This window comes from Micromonospora echinofusca, assembly GCF_900091445.1.
GTDB lineage: Bacteria > Actinomycetota > Actinomycetes > Mycobacteriales > Micromonosporaceae > Micromonospora > Micromonospora echinofusca.
Genome location: NZ_LT607733.1, coordinates 1697235 through 1717681, shown reverse-complemented (window position 1 = coordinate 1717681; position 20447 = coordinate 1697235). Strand labels below are relative to the sequence as shown.

Here is a 20447-nt window from a genome sequence, read left to right as displayed (position 1 = left end):
CGCCGGGTGCCGTCTCGTCTAGGCTTTGGCCATGCAGGAGCAGCCGGAATCCGCGCTGACCCCGGGGCTGACCGCCCGGGTGGAGCTGACCGTCACCGACGCCGACACCGCCCAGGCGGTCGGCTCCGGCGACGTGCCCGTCCTGGGCACACCCCGCGTGCTCGCCCTCGCCGAGGCGGCCACGGTGGCGGCCACCGCCGAGCGGATGCCGGGCGGGTCGACGACCGTCGGCACCCGGATCGAGCTCGACCACCGCGCGGCCACCCCGGTGGGGCGCACGGTGGTGGCGCAGGCGCGGCTGAGCGCGGTCGACGGGCGGCGGCTGCACTTCGAGGTGAGCGTCAGCGACGGCGACGAGACGGTCGCCGAGGGCCGGGTGGAGCGGGTGCTGGTCGACCGGCAGCGCTTCGTGGAACGCGCCGCGCGGTCGTCGTGACCGCCCGCTTCGTGCAGGTCGCCGACGGGGTGCACGTGCTGCGCGAGCCGTCGCTGCACGTCAACGTCACCCTCGTCGTCGGCGACGGGGCGGCGTTGCTGGTCGACACGCTCTCCACCGCCGGGCAGGCCGCCGAGCTGGCCGCCGCCGCGCGGACGGTCACCCCGCACCCGTGGACGGTGGTCAACACCCACCACCACTTCGACCACTGCTTCGGCAACGCGACGCTCGCCGCCGAACCGCCCCGCCCGATCTACGCGCACGAGATCGCCGCCGAGGCGATGCGCGAGCCGGACCGGCTGCGCCGGGAGGCGTACGCGGAGCTGCGCGACACGCAGCCCGCGCTGGCCGAGGAGGTCGCCGGGACCGTGCTGCTGGGGCCGACGCACACCGTGCACCGCGAGGCCGTGCTCGACGTGGGCGGCCGGCGCGTGGTGCTGCGCCACCCGGGTCGGGGGCACACCGCCGGCGACCTGGTGGTGCACGTGCCCGATGCCGACGTGCTGGTCGCCGGCGACCTGGTGGAGCAGAGCGGGCCGCCCGCCTTCGAGGAGTCGTACCCGTTGCAGTGGCCCGACACGGTGGCGGAGCTGCTGCGGACGACCACCCCGGCCACCGTGGTCGTGCCGGGGCACGGCGAGCCGGTGGACGCCGGGTTCGTCCGCGCGCAGCACGCCCAGCTCGTCGAGCTGGCCTGGCTCATCCGCGCCGGGCACACCGGCGGCGCCCCGCCCGAACGCGTCGCCGCCGAGGCGCCCTTCGGTGCCCGCGCCGCCCTGCACGCCGTCCGCCGGGGCTACGCCGAACTCGACGGCACCGCCTGACGATGGTGAACGGCTGGCAGATACCCGAGAGCTGCGCCGCATCTCGACGACGGCGGTGTAGTTCGTTCGCTTGATACCACACAGGTATTTTTATGCCCTACAGGTATCAGCATTTCGACGGCAGTGATTCGTCACTGTCATCCCCGAGTTGCAACGACTTCTCATGACGTGGACCTCACAAGGCACTACTAGTGCGGTGACCACATACGTTTGCCGGCTCTCTAGCCGGGTCACCTCCTCGATGCGGTCGAGCTTGGCGTCCTTGTCCGGGTCACGGGACTCCTACCAGGTGCGGGTGCACTGGAAGGACACATCGTGGTGGCGCAGGATCCGCCGCAGGCGTTCCCGACCGATGAGCACCCGCCGGGCCCGGTTGGTGGCCAGGTAATCGGCGAGTTTGCGGATACTCCAATGCGTGAAGGGGCGACCCACACGCTTCGGTCGGGTCATGGCCGTCGCGACGATGAACCGCTGGTCATCATCGCTGATCAGGCGGGGACGGCCTCCCGCCCACTGAGGGTCCAACGCGCGTAGTCCGACTTCGTTGAACCGATGGATCACATCACGGACGGTGTCCTCGTGCGCAGCAACCAAGCGGGCGATCGCCGGCACCGGGGTACCGGATGCCGACGCCAAGATGATCAACGCCCGGCGGACCCGGATCGACTCGTGCTTGCCACGCCGCACGAGCTGCTGCGGCCGGCGGCCCTCCTCATCGCCTAACCGCCGCGCCCTCACCGGCTCGGCCATCCCGACACCCTCACTCCCGACAGCGACCACGATCGCCATCGAGCCTGAGACCCACCCGACCCGAAGCGGAGCACCCCACCCGGCGTGTCACCAACACGGCGAACCTTCTTGGTCAACGCACTAACGGGCGAAGCGGGCGAGGACCTCGGCGCGGGTGGGCATCGCGGTCGCCCCGCCCGGCGACTCGCAGACCAGGCCGGCGACCCGCAGCGCGAAGGCCACCCGCTCGGGCCAGGCCGCCGGGTCCGTGGGCTCGCCGTCGACGAGCAGGTCCGCGACGAGCGCCCCCATCACCGAGTCGCCCGCGCCGGTGGCGTCGACCGCGTCGACCTTCTGCGCGGGTACGCGTACCGGATCGGCACCGACGGCGGCGAGCACCGCACCGGCGGCGCCGAGGGTGACCACGACGGTGCCGGCGCCGAGCTCCCGCAGGTACGCCGCCACGCCCTCCTCCGGTTCGCCGGGGTAGAGCAGCTTCGCGTCGGCGGCGCTCAGCTTGACGAGGTGGGCGCCGGCGGCGAACTCCGCCACCACCTCGCGCAGCCCGGCCAGCGCGGCCGGCCCGTCGAGCAGCCGGGGGCGGACGTTCGGGTCGAAGACCCGCAGCCCGGAGGCGAGCCCCCAGGCCCGGCGCGCGGCGGCCAGCACCGGCGGCTGGAGCAGCACGATCGACCCGCAGTAGACGACGTCGGCGCCGGCGACCAGCCCGGCGTCGAGGTCGTCGGGGCCGAGCAGCCCGTAGGAGGGCGGCTCGCCGTAGAACCGGAAGTCGGGCTCCGCCCCGGCGAAGGTGGCCACCGCCAGCGCGGTCGGGGCGGGGACGGTGACCGCCCCGGCGAGGCCGACGCCCGCCCCGGTCAGGAAGGCGCGGATCCGCCCGGCCAGGACGTCGTCGCCGAGCGACCCGACGAACTGCACCGCGCCGCCGAGCCGGGCGACGGCGACCGCCACGTTGAGCGGGCCGCCGCCGACCGCCTGCCGGTAGACGGGCTCACCGTCGCGCTCGGTGTCGAGCAGGTCGACCAGTGCCTCGCCGAGCACCACCGCGTATCCCATTCCGGCCTCCGTCCACGGCGCGTACCGAACGATCTTGTCGTACCAGCCTGGCACAGTCATGCGCCATGACGAGCGCTGAAGCCACGGTATCGGCCTACTGGGCGGCGTTGGAGGCGCGGGACTGGGCTGCCTTCGGCCGGCTGCTCGCCGACGACGTCGTCTACCACCTGCCACAGACCCGCGAGCGGATCGTGGGCCGGGAGTCGTTCCTGCGTTTCAACCAGGAATACCCCGACGGCTGGCACCTCACGGTGACCCGGGCGGTCACCTCGGGCCGGCACGCCGCCACCTGGCTCACCTGCGCCCACCAGGGCGAGGAGCTTCCCGTCGCGAGCTTCCTCGACCTCGACGAGGCCGGTCTCGTCCGCGAGGTGACCGAGTTCTGGCCGGAGCCCTACGAGCCGCCGCCCGGCCGGGAGCACCTCGTCGAGCGCTACTGACACATCGAGCAACGGCTATTGCGCGTCGCCGCCGTCCGTGGTGGGATGGCGCTTGCCGGGCGGTGCGGGGGCTGCCGCGCCACCGGCGCCGGGTCTCACATCCACGCGAGGGCACCGGCCCGCCAGTCGGGCCGCCGACGGCGCACGTCCCGCCGGCCATCCACGCCGGGGCACGTCCGCCGCGACCGTCTTACCCGCGTCGCAGCGGGGCGGCCGGCGCCGCCCCCCGCGCGTTGCCCGCGGGGCGCCCGCGTCCCGCGAGTGAGGAGAACCCGTGTCCCACCGATCGCGTACGGCCGCGTTGCTCACCGCGGCCGCGACCCTTCTCGTGGGCGCCGTCGCCCTGACGGCGGGGCCCGACCCCGCCGCCGCGCACGGCACCCCGATGACCCCCGGCAGCCGCACCTACCTCTGCTGGAAGGACGGTCTGACCAGCACCGGCGAGATCAAGCCGAACAACCCCGCCTGCTCCGCCGCCGTGGCCCAGAGCGGGACCAACTCGCTCTACAACTGGTTCAGCGTGCTGCGCTCCGACGCCGGGGGCCGGACCGTCGGCTTCATCCCGGACGGCAAGCTGTGCAGCGGCGGCAATCCGGGCTTCGCCGGCTACGACCTGGCCCGCACCGACTGGCCGCTGACCCACCTGACGGCCGGGGCCCGGCTGGACTTCCGCTACAGCAACTGGGCCCACCACCCGGGCACCTTCTACTTCTACGTCACGAAGGACAGCTGGAGCCCGACCCGGCCGCTGGCCTGGAGCGACCTGGAGGAGCAGCCGTTCCTGACGGTGACCAACCCGCCGCAGCGCGGCTCGAGCGGCACCAACGACGGGCACTACTACTTCAGCGGCAACCTGCCCACCAACAAGAGCGGCCGGCACCTCATCTACTCCCGGTGGGTCCGCTCCGACAGCCAGGAGAACTTCTTCGGCTGCTCGGACGTCACCTTCGACGGCGGCAACGGCGAGGTCACCGGCGTCGGCCCGGGCGGCACGCCGCCGCCCAACCCGACCACTCCCCCGCCCAACCCGACCACGCCGCCGCCGAACCCGACCACGCCGCCGCCGCACAGCGGTGACTGCATGCCGGTCTTCAAGGTGATCAGCGCCTGGAACGGCGGCTTCCAGGGCGAGGTCATGATCATGAACCACAGCGCGTCGACGTGGTCGGGCTGGACGGCCAACTGGACGTGGCCCAGCGGGCAGAGCATCAACAGCCTGTGGAGCGGCACGCTGAGCACGTCCGGCTCCTCGGTCACCGTGATCAACGCGCCTTACAACGGAGCGATCCCCCCGGAGGGCACCACGACCTTCGGCTTCGTCGCCACCACCAACGGCACCAACACCCTGCCCACGGTCACCTGCTCCGGCCGCTGACCCCCACGAGACGACCCCCGCTGAACGATCAAGAGGTTTGCGTACCCCGGGAACGGCTCCGGGGACGCAAACCTCTTGATCGGCGAAATGGTCGCCGGAGGGCCGGCGGCGGGCCGGCCGGGTGGGTCAGCGGACCATGGAGCCGACCACCGGCTTGGTGAGCAGGGCGGACTGGTTGCGCTGGATGCCCGGGTCGAGGGTCTTGGCGACGAAGATGGCGTGCCAGATGCAGAAGATCAGCACCGTCCACACCTTGCGGGAGTGGTCGGCCTCCTCCCGCTTGTGCTCCTCCAGCAGCCGCATCGCGTACGACAGGTCGAGCAGGTCGCCGGCGCCGGAGGTGGACAGCACGTGCCGGGCCCACTCGTACATCTCGCCGCGCAGCCAGACCCGGGTGGGGGTCGGGAAGCCCAGCTTCTTGCGGTTGACGATGGCCGGCGGCACCACGCCCTGGAGCGCCTGGCGCATCGCGTACTTGGTGGCGTCGGAGCGGGGCGGGAGCTTGAGGTCCACCGGGATCCGCGACGCCACGTCGAAGACCGCGCGGTCCAGGAAGGGCACCCGCACCTCCAGCGAGTGCGCCATCGAGATCCGGTCGGCCTTGACCAGGATGTCGCCGCGCAGCCAGGTGTAGAGGTCGACGTACTGCATCTTGGTGACGTCGTCGAGCTCCGTGCACTCGGCGTAGATGGGCGCGGTGACGTCGGTGTAGCGGACCGAGGGATCGTAGCGGCGCAGCAGGTGCTGCTTCTCCTCCTCGGTGAACATCCGGGCGTTGCCGTAGTAGCGCTGCTCGATCGGGGTGGTGCCGCGCTCCAGGAAGCTCTTGCCCTTGACCCCCTGCGGGATGGCCTTGGAGACCGCCCGCAGCCCCTTCTGCACCCCGTCGGGCAGCCCGTTGACCGAGCTCAGCGACAGCGGCTCGCGGTAGATGGTGTAGCCGCCGAAGAACTCGTCGGCGCCCTCGCCGGAGAGCACCACGGTGACGTGCTCGGCGGCTTTCTTGGCCACGAAGTAGAGGGGCACCAGGGCCGGGTCGGCCACCGGGTCGTCCAGGTGCCAGACGATCTTCGGCAACGCCTCGATCATGTCGTACGGCCCGATCTTGGTCGGGATGGTGGTCACGTCGAGGTGCCGGGCCGAGTCCTGGGCGACGTCGATCTCCGAGTAGCCGGGCACGTCGTAGCCGACGGTGAAGGTGAGGATGTTCGGGTTGAACTCCCGGGCCAGGGCCACCACGGCGGTCGAGTCGATGCCGCTGGAGAGGAACGAGCCGACCGGCACGTCGGAGCGCATGTGCATCCGGACGCTCTCGCGCAGCGTCTCCCGGATCTCGTGGTAGAGGCGCTGCTCGTCGTCGACCGGGGTGGGCCGGAACACCGGCCGGTACCACCGGCGCACGTCGATGCGCCCGCCCGGGGACCAGGTCAGGTATTCGCCCGAGCCGATCCGGCTGATGCCCTTGTGCAGGGTGCCGGGCTCGGGCACGTACTGGAGGGTCAGGTAGTGGCTGAGGTTGGCCGTGTCGATGCCGGCGTCGCCCTGGTAGTTGGAGTGGGCGAAGGGCAGCAGCGCCTTCTTCTCCGAGGCCAGGTAGAGGCCGTCGGCGGTCTCCAGGTAGTGCAGCGGCTTGATGCCGAAGTAGTCCCGCCCGCCGAACGCGCGGCGCTCCTGCCGGTCCCAGATGACGAAGGCGAACATCCCGCGCAGCCGGGTGAGCACCTGCTCGCCCCAGAAGTGGTAGCCGGCGACGATCACCTCGCCGTCACCGGCGGTGGCGAACTGCGCGCCGAAGGTCCGGATCAGCTCCTCGCGCAGCTCGATGTAGTTGTAGATCTCGCCGTTGAAGGTGAGCAGGTAGCGCCCGTTCGCGTAGGACAGGGGCTCTTGGCTGGAGGCCACGTCGATGATCGCCAACCGCTTGTGCGCGAACACCCCGTCCGCGTACCGGCCGGAGGCGTCGCCGACCACCTCAACACCGGTCTCGTCCGGTCCGCGGTGGTGCAGGCATTCCAACGCCCCGGCGATGTTGTCGCGGTGGGCGGCGGCGTCGCCGCGCGCACTGAAGAAGGCCAGGAGTCCGCACATGGTGGTCATCTTTCCACGCGGCCCGAGCGGGCGTCGCGGCACCGCTGGGCTCTCCCCCCGCCGCGAGGTCACGGGCCCGATGGGGACCGCGCGGGGCGCGGCGGGTGGCACGCACGGGTGGCGTCCGTCGCCCACGGCACTGCCCGCGGTCCCGGCGCGACCGGCCCCCGGCGCCGCGCGGTACCGTCTGAGCTGCGACGACGCGGAGGGAACGAGGCATGACCGACGGACGTACCGACAGCAGGCCGGCGGACGGCACCGAGTCGCACGACCCCGACTTCCCCGAGGCGTTCCTGGCGTTCATGCGGCAGGGCTGGCGCGACACCACCCTGCCGGTCGACCCCCGGCCGGAGGTGCCGAACCACGCCGAGCGACGGGCCGCGCTCTCGGCGGCCTTCCCCGGCGAGACCCTGGTCATCCCGACCGGCGGCGAGAAGGTACGCGCCAACGACACCGACCACCCGTTCCGGCCGGGCAGCGACTTCGTCTACCTGACCGGCGACCACGACCCGGACGGCGTCCTCGTGCTGCGGCCGAACGGCTCGGGCCACGACGCCACGCTGTACATGCGCCCCCGCTCGTCGCGGCGGACCGACGAGTTCTTCCGCAGCAGGCACGGCGAGCTGTGGGTGGGCCGGCGGCACACCCTGGCCGAGAAGTCGGCCGAGTTGGGTCTGCCCACGGCGGACCTGACCGAGCTGGACGCGACGCTGGCCGACCTGGCGCCGGGGCGTACCCGGGTGCTGCGCGGGTTCGACGCGCGGGTGGACACGGCGGTGCGCCCGTACGACGGCCACCGCGCCGAGGGCCAGCCGGCCCGCGACCGGGAGTTGGCGATCGCGATCTCGGAGCTGAAGCTGGTCAAGGACGAGTGGGAGATCGCCCAGCTCCAGGACGCGGTCGACGCGACCGTACGGGGCTTCGAGGACGTGGCCCGGGCCCTGCCGGCGGACCGGGGCGTCTCGGAGCGCCTGCTGGAGGGGATCTTCGCGCTGCGCGCCCGGCACGACGGCAACGACGTCGGCTACGGCTCGATCGTCGGCGCGGGCGAGCACGCCACGATCCTGCACTGGGTGCACAACCACGGCACCACCCGGCCCGGCGAGCTGCTGCTGATGGACATGGGCGTGGAGAACCGCCACCTCTACACGGCCGACGTCACCCGGGTGCTGCCGGTCGACGGCCGCTTCACCCCGCTCCAGCGTCAGGTCTACGACGCCGTGCACGCCGCGCAGCAGGCCGGCATCGACGCGATCCGGCCCGGCGTGGCGTTCCGGGAGGTCCACCTGACGGCGATGCGGGTGCTCGCCCAGGCGCTGTCGGACCTGGGCCTGCTGCCGGTGAGCGTCGACGAGGCCATGGACGGAAGGTCGACGGTCTACCGGCGCTGGACGCTGCACGGCACCAGTCACATGCTCGGCCTCGACGTGCACGACTGCGCGAACGCCCGCAGGGAGAAGTACCGCGACGGCACGCTGGGCGAGGGCTACGTGCTCACCGTCGAGCCCGGGCTCTACTTCCAGCCCGAGGACGAGCTGGTGCCCGAGGAGCTGCGCGGCATCGGCATCCGGATCGAGGACGACATCCTGGTCACCGCGACCGGCGCGGTGAACCTCTCCGCCGGGCTGCCGCGCGCCGCCGACGAGGTGGAGACCTGGCTGGCCGAGCAGCGCGAGGCGGGTCCCCGCCTGCCCGGCTGATCCCGGCGTACGACCACACGACGGGATCAGCCGCCACCGGCGCGGGTCCCGTCGTCGTTTGAGCTGCTCACCCCCTTCCTGCCCGGACCGGCCGGGTTGCCGTGTCACGTCCGAAGTGAGGGAAATACGGGGTTTCTTCGGATTGGCGCATCTCGCGAGGATCCTTCTCATACGGTGGCTATCAGAGGCTACAAACCATTTGTAGCTAGTCGCGCCGCTTCAGATGGTGCGACCCCGTCTGACAGCAGGAAAGGGCGGAAGGCTCTGATGTCCAATGACGTAACGACTCCCGACGGTGGCGCCCCCACGGGCGCGCCGGCCCGAGGGCGGCGCAAACTCTGGGTGGCTGCAGGCGTTGCCGGCGTGGTCGGCCTGGCGGCACTGGGCGGCCTGGCCGCCCGCGATGACAAGTCCGGCGGCGCGGACCGGCTGTCGGACGCGCAGTCGTCGACCCTGCGGCAGAACGTCAGCGACGCTGGCACGGCCGACCCGGGCTCCGGTGAGAAAGACAACAAGAAGGATGGCCAGGATGCCGGTGGTGGCCAGGACGACTGGCAGGGCAAGGACAGCAAGGACTGGCACGGCAAGGACAGCAAGGACTGGCAGGGCAAGGACGGTCGTGACGGCAAGGACGGTCGTGACGGCAAGGACCACGACGGCAAGGACGCCAAGGAACTGCCGTGCGACACCGACGTGCTGGTCGAGGCGGTGAACCGGGCCAACGAGGACAACGGCGGAGCGTTCAAGCTGGCCAAGGACTGCACGTACAAGTTCACCGAGGAGACCGGCAACAACGCCTTCCCCGTCATCGACGAGCGGATCACGATCCTGGGCAACAACTCGACGTTCTTCCACGACGGCACCGCACTGTTCCGGTTCTTCGAGGTCGCCTCCGGCGGCGACCTGACACTGAAGGACCTCACCCTCAAGGGCGGCCAGGTGACCGCGCCCCCGCCGCCACCGAGCACCGCCAACGGCGGCGCCCTGCTGGTCCAGGAGGGCGGCGAGGCCACCCTGAAGCACACCAAGCTCATCGACAACCGGGTCACCGGCGTCGGCAACCAGGGCAACGGCGGCGCCATCGCCAACTTCGGCACGGTCGAGATCGACAAGAGCGTCCTCGCCAACAACCACGCCCGCGGCGTCGGCAACGGCGGCAACGGCGGCGCCATCTACAACGAAGGCGTACTGACCGTCCACGACACCCGTATCGACAGCAACACCGCCACCGGCAACAGCGCGGTCAGCGGCAACGGCGGCGGCATCGCCAACGAGGACGACGGCATCGCCACCATCGCCTACAGCCAGATCACCAACAACAAGGCCAGCAACGACGGCGGCGGCATCCACAGCGAAGACGACGCCCGCCTCACCGTCACCCGCACCAAGATCGCCCACAACACCGCCTGCGACGACGGCGGCGGCATCCACAACGACGGCGACTCCACCATGCTGCTGGAGTACGTCATCATCGCCGGAAACAAGGCCACCGACGACGGCGGCGGCGTCTACCACGACAGCGACAACATCGCCACCATCAAGCACGCCGTCTTCACCGACAACACCGCCGGCGACAACGGCGGCGGCCTCTTCAACGGCGACACCCTCAACCTCTACGCCAGCGAGTTCAAGGGCAACCACGCCGAACAGGGCGGCGCCATCTACAACGACAACAACGCCGTCCTCACCATCCGCGACAGCAAGATCGTCGGCAACTTCGCCTCCGAAACCGCCGGCGCAGGTGGCATCTACAACAACGGCAACGCCACCGCCGTCAACCTCGACAACAAGACCATCATCAAGAAGAACGAACCCCGCAACTGCACCAACGTCACCGGCTGCGCCAACTGAACCACCACATAACGAAGGGATCCCTTCCCCCTGCCCGGGGGAGGGGATCGCTTCCGTGCGGGCGCCGGTCCGGTCAGCGCGGCTTGCCGGCACGGAGCCGGGCAAGGGACGACGAATCCGCCGCGGGGCTGGAAAGGTGCCTTGCCTCCGGTGGGTTTCCGGGGCTGTTGAGGCGACTCGTGGCATAGCCGCCGGTTCCGGCACGACTGCGGGCCCGACTCCTCGGCGTCCGGACCGTCACGCCTTGGCCCGCGATACCCCTAACGTGGGTTCTTTTCGGATATGACCGTGAAGGGAAAAAGATTCTCATACGGTGATCCTCAGTAGCTACAACCGATTTGTAGCCAGGGCAGCCCGCGGTGGCGGAGCAGCCCTGTCTGGTACGAGGAGAGAGCAGAGAGCTCCGATGTCCAACTACCTTCGCAAGAACGCCGAGAACACCGCGTCGAAGAGCCGGCGCAAGCTGTGGCTCGCCACCGGCGTCGCCGGGTTGACCGGCGTGGTCAGCCTCGCCGGCGTCGCCGCCGCGAGCAGCGCGGGCGCCGTCGGGGTCGACCGTCTCACCGACCTGAAGTGGTCCACGGCCGAGCAGGTCGCCAGGGACGACACCGCCGGTCGCGACGACCGGGCTGGCGAGACCGGCAAGAGCCAGGATGGCCAGGATGCCGGTGGTGGCCAGGACGACTGGCAGGGCAAGGACTGGCACGGCAAGGACGGTCGTGACGGCAAGGACCACGACGGCAAGGACGCCAAGGAACTGCCGTGCGACACCGACGTGCTGGTCGAGGCGGTGAACCGGGCCAACGAGGACAACGGCGGAGCGTTCAAGCTGGCCAAGGACTGCACGTACAAGTTCACCGAGGAGACCGGCAACAACGCCTTCCCCGTCATCGACGAGCGGATCACGATCCTGGGCAACAACTCGACGTTCTTCCACGACGGCACCGCACTGTTCCGGTTCTTCGAGGTCGCCTCCGGCGGCGACCTGACACTGAAGGACCTCACCCTCAAGGGCGGCCAGGTGACCGCGCCCCCGCCGCCACCGAGCACCGCCAACGGCGGCGCCCTGCTGGTCCAGGAGGGCGGCGAGGCCACCCTGAAGCACACCAAGCTCATCGACAACCGGGTCACCGGCGTCGGCAACCAGGGCAACGGCGGCGCCATCGCCAACTTCGGCACGGTCGAGATCGACAAGAGCGTCCTCGCCAACAACCACGCCCGCGGCGTCGGCAACGGCGGCAACGGCGGCGCCATCTACAACGAAGGCGTACTGACCGTCCACGACACCCGTATCGACAGCAACACCGCCACCGGCAACAGCGCGGTCAGCGGCAACGGCGGCGGCATCGCCAACGAGGACGACGGCATCGCCACCATCGCCTACAGCCAGATCACCAACAACAAGGCCAGCAACGACGGCGGCGGCATCCACAGCGAAGACGACGCCCGCCTCACCGTCACCCGCACCAAGATCGCCCACAACACCGCCTGCGACGACGGCGGCGGCATCCACAACGACGGCGACTCCACCATGCTGCTGGAGTACGTCATCATCGCCGGAAACAAGGCCACCGACGACGGCGGCGGCGTCTACCACGACAGCGACAACATCGCCACCATCAAGCACGCCGTCTTCACCGACAACACCGCCGGCGACAACGGCGGCGGCCTCTTCAACGGCGACACCCTCAACCTCTACGCCAGCGAGTTCAAGGGCAACCACGCCGAACAGGGCGGCGCCATCTACAACGACAACAACGCCGTCCTCACCATCCGCGACAGCAAGATCGTCGGCAACTTCGCCTCCGAAACCGCCGGCGCAGGTGGCATCTACAACAACGGCAACGCCACCGCCGTCAACCTCGACAACAAGACCATCATCAAGAAGAACGAACCCCGCAACTGCACCAACGTCACCGGCTGCGCCAACTGACGACAGGCACGCGGTATCAGCTGGAACGGCATCGGCTGACACAGAGGCCGGTCCGGCCCCCTTCCGCTCGGCGGGAGGGGGCCGGACACGTGTGACACGACTACTGCTGCACGAAGACCGCCACGCTGCGCGCCGGCACGGTGAACGTGCCGCTGGCCCGGTCGAAGGAAGCCGTCCGCAGCGCCTCGTCCGCCGAGGTCCGCAGCACCGGGTGCAGCGCCATGTCCGCCCCGCGCAGCCCGGTCAGCCGCTGCGTCGCCGTCTCGGGCGTGGCGTTGAAGACCACCGTGACCGACTTCCAGCGTCCGTCGAGGCCGCGGCCGTCCAGCGTCATGGTGAGTACGCCGGGGGTCTCGGCCGCGCCGGAGAGCGGGAAGGCGACCCGCTTCTGCACCTGCTCCGCCGTGGTCAGTCCGAAGACCGGCGAGGAGCCCCGGATCTTCAGCAGCTCGGCGTAGCGGGCCCCGGCCAGGTCGATCGCCGCGCAGTCCGGCACCAGCGCCGGGTCGGCCAGCAGCGGCTTGGCGTACGGCCACTTGTCCCGGTTGTCCTGCTCGGGCGGCAGCCCGGCGCCGAACCCGTTGCCCTGGGCGCAGTCCCAGCGGATCTGGTTGAACCAGTCGCCGGAGTTGTACGAGTTGCGGTCCAGCGACTTCGAGCGCAGCCGCTCGGTGCCGGTGGTGACGAACCCGGGCCCCTGCCCCATCACGACCGTGCTCAGCGCCAGCACCTGCATCCGCGCCCGGTCCGCCGCCGGAGTGTCCTGCGGCAGCTTGTACGCCAGCGCGTCGTACAGGATCTCGTTGTCGTGCGCGTCGACGTAGGTGACCGCCTCCCCCGGCGCGGCGGTGTAGCCGGCGGGCGAGCCGTTGTAGTCGACCTGCGCGCCCGTGACCTGCCGGCCCGACGAGTCGGTGAACCGGTACCCGCGCAGGTTGCCGGTGAGCCCCACCTTGATCAGGTCGTGCTGGTGCAGCAGGCGGGCCCGCTGCTGGGCCGTGGACCCGTTCACGTCGTCGCCGTTGGGGTCGGTGAACAGGCCGGAGGCGAAGCCCTGCACGCGGGGGTTGGCGTCGAACGGCCCGCCGCCGCGCACCGCGTCGCGGAGCCGGTCGTTGAAGGTGCCGATCCCGGTGCCGGCCATGTTGGCCTGGGTGGCCTGCGTGAACCGGGCGTCGTCGGCGACCTCGCCGAAGTTCCAGCCCTCGCCGTAGAGCAGGATCTTCTTCCCGTCCACGCCGTCGCGGGCGACGGTCAGCTCGTCGAGCGCCTCGCGTACGGCCAGGATGTTCGCCTTCGGGTGGTGGCCCATCAGGTCGAACCGGAAGCCGTCCACCTTGTACACCCGGGCCCAGGTGACCAGGGAGTCCACGACGAGCTTGCCCATCATGGCGTGCTCGGGGGCGGTGTTGGCGCAGCAGGTCGAGTTGGCGACGGCGCCGTCGTCGAGCAGGCGGTGGTAGTAGCCGGGCACGATCTGGTCCAGCACCGACTTGGGGTCGGCGCCCGCCGCCGAGGTGTGGTTGTAGACGACGTCCATCACCACGCGCAGCCCGGCGCCGTTGACGCCGGCCACCATCCGCCGGAACTCGGTGGTGCGCTTCGCCCCGGCCGGGTCGACGGCGTAGCCGCCCTCCGGCACGGTGTAGTGCAGCGGGTCGTACCCCCAGTTGTAGCCGTCGGTGTCGGCGACCGCCGCGACGCACTTCTGCTGCTGCTCGGAGTCCGGCGGCAGCGCGGCCAGGTCGCAGGCCGGCTGCCGCTGGTCGGCGCGGCGCTCGGGGATCGTGGCGAAGTCGAACGCGGGCAGCAGGTGCAGGTGGGTCACCCCCGCGTCGCCGAGCGCCTTCAGGTGCTTCATGCCGGCGGTGCCCGGGTCGGTGAAGGCGAGGTAGGTGCCCCGCCGCTCGGCCGGCACGGTGGTGTCGGCGACGGAGAAGTCCCGCACCGACAGCTCGGAGATCTGCACCTTCGTCGACGGCACCGCCGCCGGCTTGCGCAGCGACGCCCAACCGGCCGGCGCGAGCGCCGGGTCGGCGAGGTCCACGATCTGGCTGTGCGTGGAGTCGGGCGCCAGCGCCAGCGAGTACGGGTCGGTGACGGCGGCGGCGACCACCTTCTGCACCGCCGGCTGCCACGCCTGGACCTGGTACCGGTAGTACCTGCCGGTCCAGTCGCGGGCGCCGCGCACCGACCAGACGCCGGTGCGGTCGTCGCGGCGCATCGTCACCGTCCTCGGCGTCGCGGTCGGCGAGTCGAAGAGCTGCAACGACACCTGCCGCGCCGTCGGCGCCCAGACCGCGAGCGTCGGCACCCTGCCGGCGAAGGTCGGCCCGAGCCTCGCGTCGGTGGCCCGGGCGTAGACGTCGTCGAGCACGCCGGGGATCTGCACGCCGGTGGCGGCGAGCAGGGTGCCCGCGGCGTCCCGCTCGGTCACCAGGAGCTGCCCGCGCAGGGCCGCCGGGACCTTCGCCAGGTCCCGCCGGTCGAGCGTGAAGCCGCGGTGCGCCCACAGGTGCGGGAAGGCCGCGCGCTGGGCCTCGGTGAGCCCGTTGCGCTGCGCGGTCAACGGCAGCGTGGTGTACGTCCCGGCGAGGTCGCCGTCGGCGACGGTCACCCCGCCGGCCGGGGCGGCCACCAGGGCGTACGTCCTGCCGTCGGTGGACCCGGCCTGCCAGGCGACGGTGGAGCGGTCGATCCAGTGCGCCTTCTGCTTCGTGATGTCGACGTCCCGGGCGGCGCCGGACGCGGTGGACGGCAGCAGCCGCCCGGGCGTGCCGGTGAGCAGCCACACCTCCCGCCCGGCGGCGGCGAAGTCGAGCCGCTGGTCGGTCGGCAGGTCCTTCTCGTCCCCCTTGTGGATGATGTAGCTGAGCCCGGTCGCCCCGGCGGCCAGTGGCACCCGGAAGACCGCGCCGAAGGAGTCGATCCGGGCGGGGGCGAGCGGGGCGGCCCAGTCCGTCGGGTTGGCGGCGCCGTCCCACACGTGCAGGCCCCAGCCGTCGTAGTTGCCATCGGCGCGGCGGAAGTGGATGAGGGCGGTGCCGTCCGCGACGGGCGGGTCGGGCTCTCCGGTGGCGGCCTGCCGGCTCGGGTAGGTCGCCGGGTCGCCCTGCTTGACCCAGACCTCACCGGTCTTCGTCACGTCGATCGTCCGGTCCTGTTCCACGTCCTTGTTGCCGGCCTTGTCGACGACCAGGAAGCCGACGGACTTCGCGCCCGGCTTGAGCTTCACCCACGCGAACCGGCCGTAGGAGTCCTCGCCGGCGAACGGCTGCCCCTTGGGCCACTCGGTCGCGTACGCCGGGTCGATGTCGCCCCACGCGTAGAGGCCCCAGTCGTCGTAGCCGCCGGCCGGGCGCTGGTAGTGCACCACGGCCCACTCCCGGGACGCGGACTGCGCCGGGGTGCCCACGGTCGCGGTGGACCGGGCGGTCGCGGTGCGGCCCTTGCCGTCGCGGACGACGGCCTTGTACTCGATCCGCGTACCGCCGGCCAGTCCGGTCAGGTCGTGGTGCACCGTGTACGGGGCCGTCTCGGCGCTGCCGAGCAGCGTCCACCTGCCGCCGGCGACCCGGGCGGCGACGGTGACCGTGGCCAGCGGGTCGCCGGTGACCTGCGCGGTGACGGCCGCCCTCGTGGCGACGGGCTCGCCGGGTGCGGGGGCGGTGATCGTGATCCGTGGCGCGGCGTCGGGCGCCGCGATCGGGGTACCGGCGCGGTGCACCACGGCCGACAGCGGCGGCACGGTCAGCGTGAGTTTGCCGTCCGCGCCAGCGACCGGGGCGGCCGATGCGCCGTAGACGCCGGTGAAGGTGGCGCCGGCCGACCAGGTGTCCACGGTGACAGTCTGCGCCGTCGCGGCGTTGTTCACCGCGACGACGTACTCGGTGCGCTGCTTCGGGTCGATCCGGGAGAACGCGAAGACGCCCGGTCCGTCGGCGGCGTAGCGGCTGACCTGCACACCGTCGCGCAGGGCCGGGTGCGCCTGGCGCAGCGCGCCCAGCTCGGCGATGGCCCGGTACAGCGGGTGGGCGCGGTCGAACTGGTCGCTGGCGTGGGTGCGGTCGGTGCCGAGCAGGTCGTCGTCGAGGTAGTCGGGGGTCTTCGAGGCGAACATGTCCTGCCGGGCGTCCTTGTCGCCGCCCGGGCCGGTGAAGCCCTGCTCGTCGCCGGAGTAGATGACCGGTTGACCGCGGGTCAGGAACATCAGCTCGTGGGCGAGCTGGTCGCGGCGCAGATGGGTGGCCGGGTCGGTGCCGCCGCCGGCGATGAACGAGCCGATCCGCCCCATGTCGTGGTTGCCGAGGAAGGTGGTCAGCCGGCGCGCGTCGGTGTCGCGGGCGCGGTAGAGGTCGTCGCGGGCGTACACGTCGGCGAGCGCCTTGGCGGAGCCGTCGCCGGCGGTGTAGCCGCGCGCCGCCTCCTGGAAGGCGAAGTCGAGGGTGGCCGGCAGGCCGCCGCGCCGCACGTACGTCGAGGTGATCTCCGGGTCGGCGCTGTAGACCTCGCCGAACATGAAGAAGTCCTTCTTGCCGGCGCGCGCGGCGGCGCGCTCGACGCCCTGGCTGAACTGCGGCCAGAATTCGAGGTTCGCGTGCTTGACGGTGTCCAGCCGGAAGCCGTCGACGCCGGTGGATGCCACCCAGTCGGAGTAGACCTTGGTCAGGCCGCGCACCACCTCGGGGCGCTCGGTCCACAGGTCGTCGAGGCCGAAGAAGTCGCCGTACTCGCTGTTCTCCCCGGCGAAGGTGGAGTCGCCCCGGTTGTGGTACATCGTCGGGTCGTTGAGCCACGCCGGGACCTTGACCTTCGCGTCGGCCGGGTTCGCGAACGTCGGGGTGTACGGGAACGACGTCGTGTCCACCTTCGGGAAGCCCCGGCTGCCGTCGGCGTAGTTGCGGTCCTCGAAGGGGCGCCCCTGCGCGTCGGTGTACGGCGACGTCGCCTTGTCCACGTAGCTGTACTTGTCCTCGGCGTACTTGATGACGTCGGCGGTGTGGTTGACGATGACGTCGAGGTAGACCTTGATGCCCCGCCGGTGCGCGAGCGCGACCAGCCGCTTCAGGTCCTCCTTCGTGCCGAAGTGCGGGTCGACCTGGGTGAAGTCGGTGATCCAGTAGCCGTGGTAGCCGGCGGAGACGTCGGCCCCGGCGCCCTGCACCGGACGGTTCTTGAAGATGGGGGCGAGCCAGATGGCCGTCGTGCCGAGCCCCTCGATGTAGTCGAGCCGGTCCATGACGCCCTTGAGGTCGCCACCGTGGTAGAAGCCCTTGTCGGTGGGGTCGAGGCCGGTGGAGAGGCGGTCGCCGGTGAGGCCGCCGGTGTCGTTGCGCCGGTCGCCGTTCGCGAACCGGTCCGGCAGGACGAAGTAGAACTGCTCGGCGCGGGCCAGCGGGTCACCGGCGGAGAGCAGCGCCTCCGCGGAGGGCTCGGCGCGCCACTGCGTGGCGCCGGCGGTGAGCAGCGGGCCGGTGCCGTCGGGGGCGTCGGCGGCGAGCTGCCGCACGGCCATCGGGGTGCCGACGAGGGCGAGGGTGAGCAGGGAGACGAGGGCGAGCAGGGCCTTGCGCGGTATCGGCGGGGGTTTCATCGACGCCTTCCTCTGGTCGCTGACTGGCCCGCACGCTAGCCCTTGCCGAAATGTTCTGCAATACCTTGCAAACAAAGTCGTAACACGGCAGATGGCTTGCAAAGGAACGGCCCGGCGAGGTTCGCGCCGGGCCGGAGAGGGTGGGGAAGACTAGACGCGGCAGGCGCCGCCGTCGACCGAACAGCTCGTTGGGCGGCTCTGGGTGCCCTGGACGTAGAAGCGCAGGGTGGCCGACGCGCCCCCGGGCAGGTCGCCGCCGCTGCGGTAGGTGAAACCGTCGTCGATCCGTTGCGCCGTCCCCTGTGGCGCGCCCTCGATCCACGCGCTGCCCAGCCGCGCCCCCGGGAAGGTCAGCCGCGCCGTCCACTCCCGACCCGACGACGAGGTGTTGCCGACCAGCAGCTCCCCGACGAAGCCGTTCGCGTACGACTCGACCACCCGGTAGCGGCCCGTCAGCGGCGACGTGGGCGACGGTGGCGCGATCAGCGCCGCGTCGCTGCCGCTGGGGGTCGGCGACGGCGGGCGGCTGCTGCGCTCGGGCCTGGACCGCGTCGGGGTGGGGCGGGCGGTGGCACGCGCGGACGGCGAGGCCGTCGCCCGGGGCGAGCGGGTGGCCGTGGCGCTGGTCGCCGACGGCTCCGGGTCGGCCAGGCCGACGGTCGGCAGCGGCGGGGCGGGCTGTGCGTCGAACGCGGGGCCGCGCCCCCGGTAGGTGCCCAGCGCGATGGCGAGCAGGACCACCATCACCACGACGCCGACGGACACCACGATCCACGGCGATGACGCGACGGCGGTCGTGCCGTAGGACCTGTTCGGTGCTCGGCGCGTGTCGGGCATGCCCATCCTCCCGCGGTCGTCCCGGGCAGCGTAGCGGTCGACGGCGACATGGTGCGACCGTCCGCGCACGGCGCGACCGCGCGCCCGGCTGCCACGCGTCCGTTGCCGACACGGGCCACGCGGCGCTGCGGGCCGTCGCCACGGCCTTCGGGCGTCGCGGTCGCGGCGGCGGTCAGGAGGTACGCAGGACGGTGCAGATGACCGGACCGTCGTCGGTGGAGCGCAGGAGGTAGCGGTAGCGCTCGCCGGGCACCCTGCGGCCCCGGCTGTCCAGGAACTCCCACTCCACGGCCACCATGGTCAGCAGCGCCGACATCGGCTGCACGTCCTCGATGGCCGCGTGCGCCGCGACCAGCTCGCGCTCCTGGTAGTCGGGGGCGGCGCCGACGAAGGACAGCGCCACCGCCGCCGGCGAGGTGAACGAGAAGCTGTACGTGTCGGCGACCACCATCCCCGGCAGCGCGTAACAGGCGGCGATGGCGGCCACGTCGCCGGTGGTCAGCGCCACGCCGTACCGGTCGAAGAAGTCGGTCAGCGTGTCCAGATCGGTGGATGCTCTCACGGGGACAGCAATTGCCGGCCGGACCACGGGCCAAACCTCAGCGCGCCGGGATGCGCACCTCGATCTCGGCCCCGAGCCGGGCGCCGTTCGCGAGACCGAGGTCGTCGCCGCTCCAGAACCGGCCCGGGTCGTACCAGTTGGGGCGCCGCCCGGCGGGAAGCAGACCCATCGCCTCGTAGGTCACCGCGACCACCTCGGCGCAGTACGCCGTCTCCAGTGCACGCTCGCGTGCGGCGGCTCCGGCGCGCTCGGGAGCGGCGGCGGCTCCGGCACGCCCGGGCGCCGGGGCCTCGGGACGGTCGCCGTCGTGGCCGCGCAGGGCCGGCACGCGCACCGCCGGGACCCGGCCGCGCAAGGTCGGCACGCGCACCGCCGGGACCCGGCCCCGCAGCCAGCGCCAGGCGAGCTGGGCGGTGGACGGGAACGGGGTGCCGTCCAGCCGGGCGACGGTGCGCAGCACCGCCTTCTCCATCTCCGCGTCGGCCGCCGGGTCGAGCTGGCGCAGCCAGGCCCGCTGGCCGTACCGGTTGGCCCAGACGCAGACCGCGTCGCGCAGGTCGTGCAGCTGCACGCCGCGCTGGTGGGTGCCCGTCCACATGTCCGGCAGCGACCTGCCCAGCTCGGCGTGCCACATCAGCGGCGGCATGTCGTCCAGCACGACCGCCATGCCGACGTGGTTGACCGGGCTGTTCGTGGTCAACTGGATGGCCCGGTCGGGCACGCTGCGGCCCCGGAAGACCCACACGTCACCGGTACGGGTCAGGTCCACGGCCTCGTCCAGGCTGATGCTCATGGGGGTCTACCCTAGGCCGATGCGGCAAGGGATGCGGTGGTGGAAGGTGCTCGGGCTGGCCGGCCTCGCCGGCGTGGCGGCGTCGGGCGTGGTCATCGCCCGGGCGGAACGGCGGCGTCGGGCGTACACCCCGGAGGAGATCCGGGCCCGGCTGCGCGACCGGCACGCGGAGGCGACGGCGCCCACCGACGACGCGCGCTGAACCCCGC

Annotated in this window: 14 protein-coding genes and 1 pseudogene; 8 read left to right on the top strand and 7 right to left on the bottom strand. The window is 71.8% G+C overall.

Annotation, left to right across the window (positions count from 1 at the left end):
* The first annotated feature begins 25 nt into the window (after positions 1 to 25).
* Both GA0070610_RS07900 and GA0070610_RS07895 read left to right on the top strand, forming a co-directional pair.
* Positions 26 to 436, top strand: a complete 411-nt coding sequence (locus GA0070610_RS07900) for a thioesterase family protein (protein ID WP_392567295.1) — start codon at positions 26 to 28, stop codon at positions 434 to 436.
* Complete coding sequence (locus tag GA0070610_RS07895; RefSeq protein ID WP_088999416.1) at positions 433 to 1260, top strand: MBL fold metallo-hydrolase; 828 nt, start codon at positions 433 to 435, stop codon at positions 1258 to 1260. The genes GA0070610_RS07900 and GA0070610_RS07895 overlap by 4 nt, the downstream gene beginning before the upstream one ends.
* 285 nt (positions 1261 to 1545) lie before the next feature.
* On the opposite strand, the pseudogene GA0070610_RS07890 reads toward GA0070610_RS07895, so the two are convergent.
* Positions 1546 to 2010 (bottom strand): annotated as a pseudogene (locus GA0070610_RS07890) (helix-turn-helix domain-containing protein); the annotation flags it as partial.
* A 120-nt stretch (positions 2011 to 2130) separates the two neighbouring features.
* Positions 2131 to 3066, bottom strand: coding sequence for a PfkB family carbohydrate kinase (locus tag GA0070610_RS07885; RefSeq protein ID WP_088999415.1), 936 nt, complete (start codon positions 3064 to 3066; stop codon positions 2131 to 2133).
* Positions 3067 to 3131: 65 nt separating this feature from the next.
* On the opposite strand from GA0070610_RS07885, the gene GA0070610_RS07880 reads away from it, so the two are divergent.
* The gene (locus GA0070610_RS07880; RefSeq protein WP_088999414.1) at positions 3132 to 3506 is read left to right on the top strand and encodes a nuclear transport factor 2 family protein; all 375 of its coding nucleotides are present in this window, start codon (positions 3132 to 3134) and stop codon (positions 3504 to 3506) included.
* A 274-nt stretch (positions 3507 to 3780) separates the two neighbouring features.
* Complete coding sequence (locus GA0070610_RS07875; RefSeq protein WP_088999413.1) at positions 3781 to 4881, top strand: lytic polysaccharide monooxygenase; 1101 nt, start codon at positions 3781 to 3783, stop codon at positions 4879 to 4881.
* Positions 4882 to 5007: 126 nt separating this feature from the next.
* Here GA0070610_RS07875 and asnB read toward each other — a convergent pair whose 3' ends face one another.
* Positions 5008 to 6969, bottom strand: coding sequence for an asparagine synthase (glutamine-hydrolyzing) (asnB, locus tag GA0070610_RS07870; RefSeq protein WP_089003352.1), 1962 nt, complete (start codon positions 6967 to 6969; stop codon positions 5008 to 5010).
* A gap of 218 nt (positions 6970 to 7187) precedes the next feature.
* Here asnB and GA0070610_RS07865 point away from each other — a divergent pair, with 218 nt between their 5' ends.
* The 3 genes from GA0070610_RS07865 (at position 7188) to GA0070610_RS07855 (ending at position 12453) form a co-directional block, all read left to right on the top strand.
* Positions 7188 to 8669, top strand: a complete 1482-nt coding sequence (locus tag GA0070610_RS07865) for an aminopeptidase P family protein (RefSeq protein ID WP_088999412.1) — start codon at positions 7188 to 7190, stop codon at positions 8667 to 8669.
* Between the two features lie 342 nt (positions 8670 to 9011).
* A complete protein-coding gene (locus tag GA0070610_RS07860; RefSeq protein ID WP_231925951.1) occupies positions 9012 to 10520 on the top strand; it encodes a hypothetical protein in 1509 nt (502 codons plus the stop codon).
* A gap of 406 nt (positions 10521 to 10926) precedes the next feature.
* Positions 10927 to 12453, top strand: coding sequence for a hypothetical protein (locus GA0070610_RS07855; RefSeq protein WP_231925948.1), 1527 nt, complete (start codon positions 10927 to 10929; stop codon positions 12451 to 12453).
* Between the two features lie 100 nt (positions 12454 to 12553).
* Here GA0070610_RS07855 and pulA read toward each other — a convergent pair whose 3' ends face one another.
* The 4 genes from pulA to GA0070610_RS07835 form a co-directional block, all read right to left on the bottom strand.
* Entirely contained in the window at positions 12554 to 18046 is a 5493-nt protein-coding gene (pulA, locus tag GA0070610_RS07850; protein WP_088999409.1) for a pullulanase-type alpha-1,6-glucosidase, read from the bottom strand.
* A 150-nt stretch (positions 18047 to 18196) separates the two neighbouring features.
* Positions 18197 to 18883, bottom strand: a complete 687-nt coding sequence (locus tag GA0070610_RS07845; protein WP_089003351.1) for a cellulose binding domain-containing protein — start codon at positions 18881 to 18883, stop codon at positions 18197 to 18199.
* Positions 18884 to 19055: 172 nt separating this feature from the next.
* The gene (locus tag GA0070610_RS07840; protein ID WP_088999408.1) at positions 19056 to 19445 is read right to left on the bottom strand and encodes a hypothetical protein; all 390 of its coding nucleotides are present in this window, start codon (positions 19443 to 19445) and stop codon (positions 19056 to 19058) included.
* A gap of 37 nt (positions 19446 to 19482) precedes the next feature.
* The gene (locus GA0070610_RS07835) at positions 19483 to 20238 is read right to left on the bottom strand and encodes a hypothetical protein (protein WP_088999407.1); all 756 of its coding nucleotides are present in this window, start codon (positions 20236 to 20238) and stop codon (positions 19483 to 19485) included.
* Positions 20239 to 20257: 19 nt separating this feature from the next.
* Between GA0070610_RS07835 and GA0070610_RS07830 the strand changes: the two genes are divergently transcribed.
* Positions 20258 to 20440, top strand: a complete 183-nt coding sequence (locus GA0070610_RS07830; protein ID WP_088999406.1) for a hypothetical protein — start codon at positions 20258 to 20260, stop codon at positions 20438 to 20440.
* Positions 20441 to 20447 lie beyond the last annotated feature (7 nt).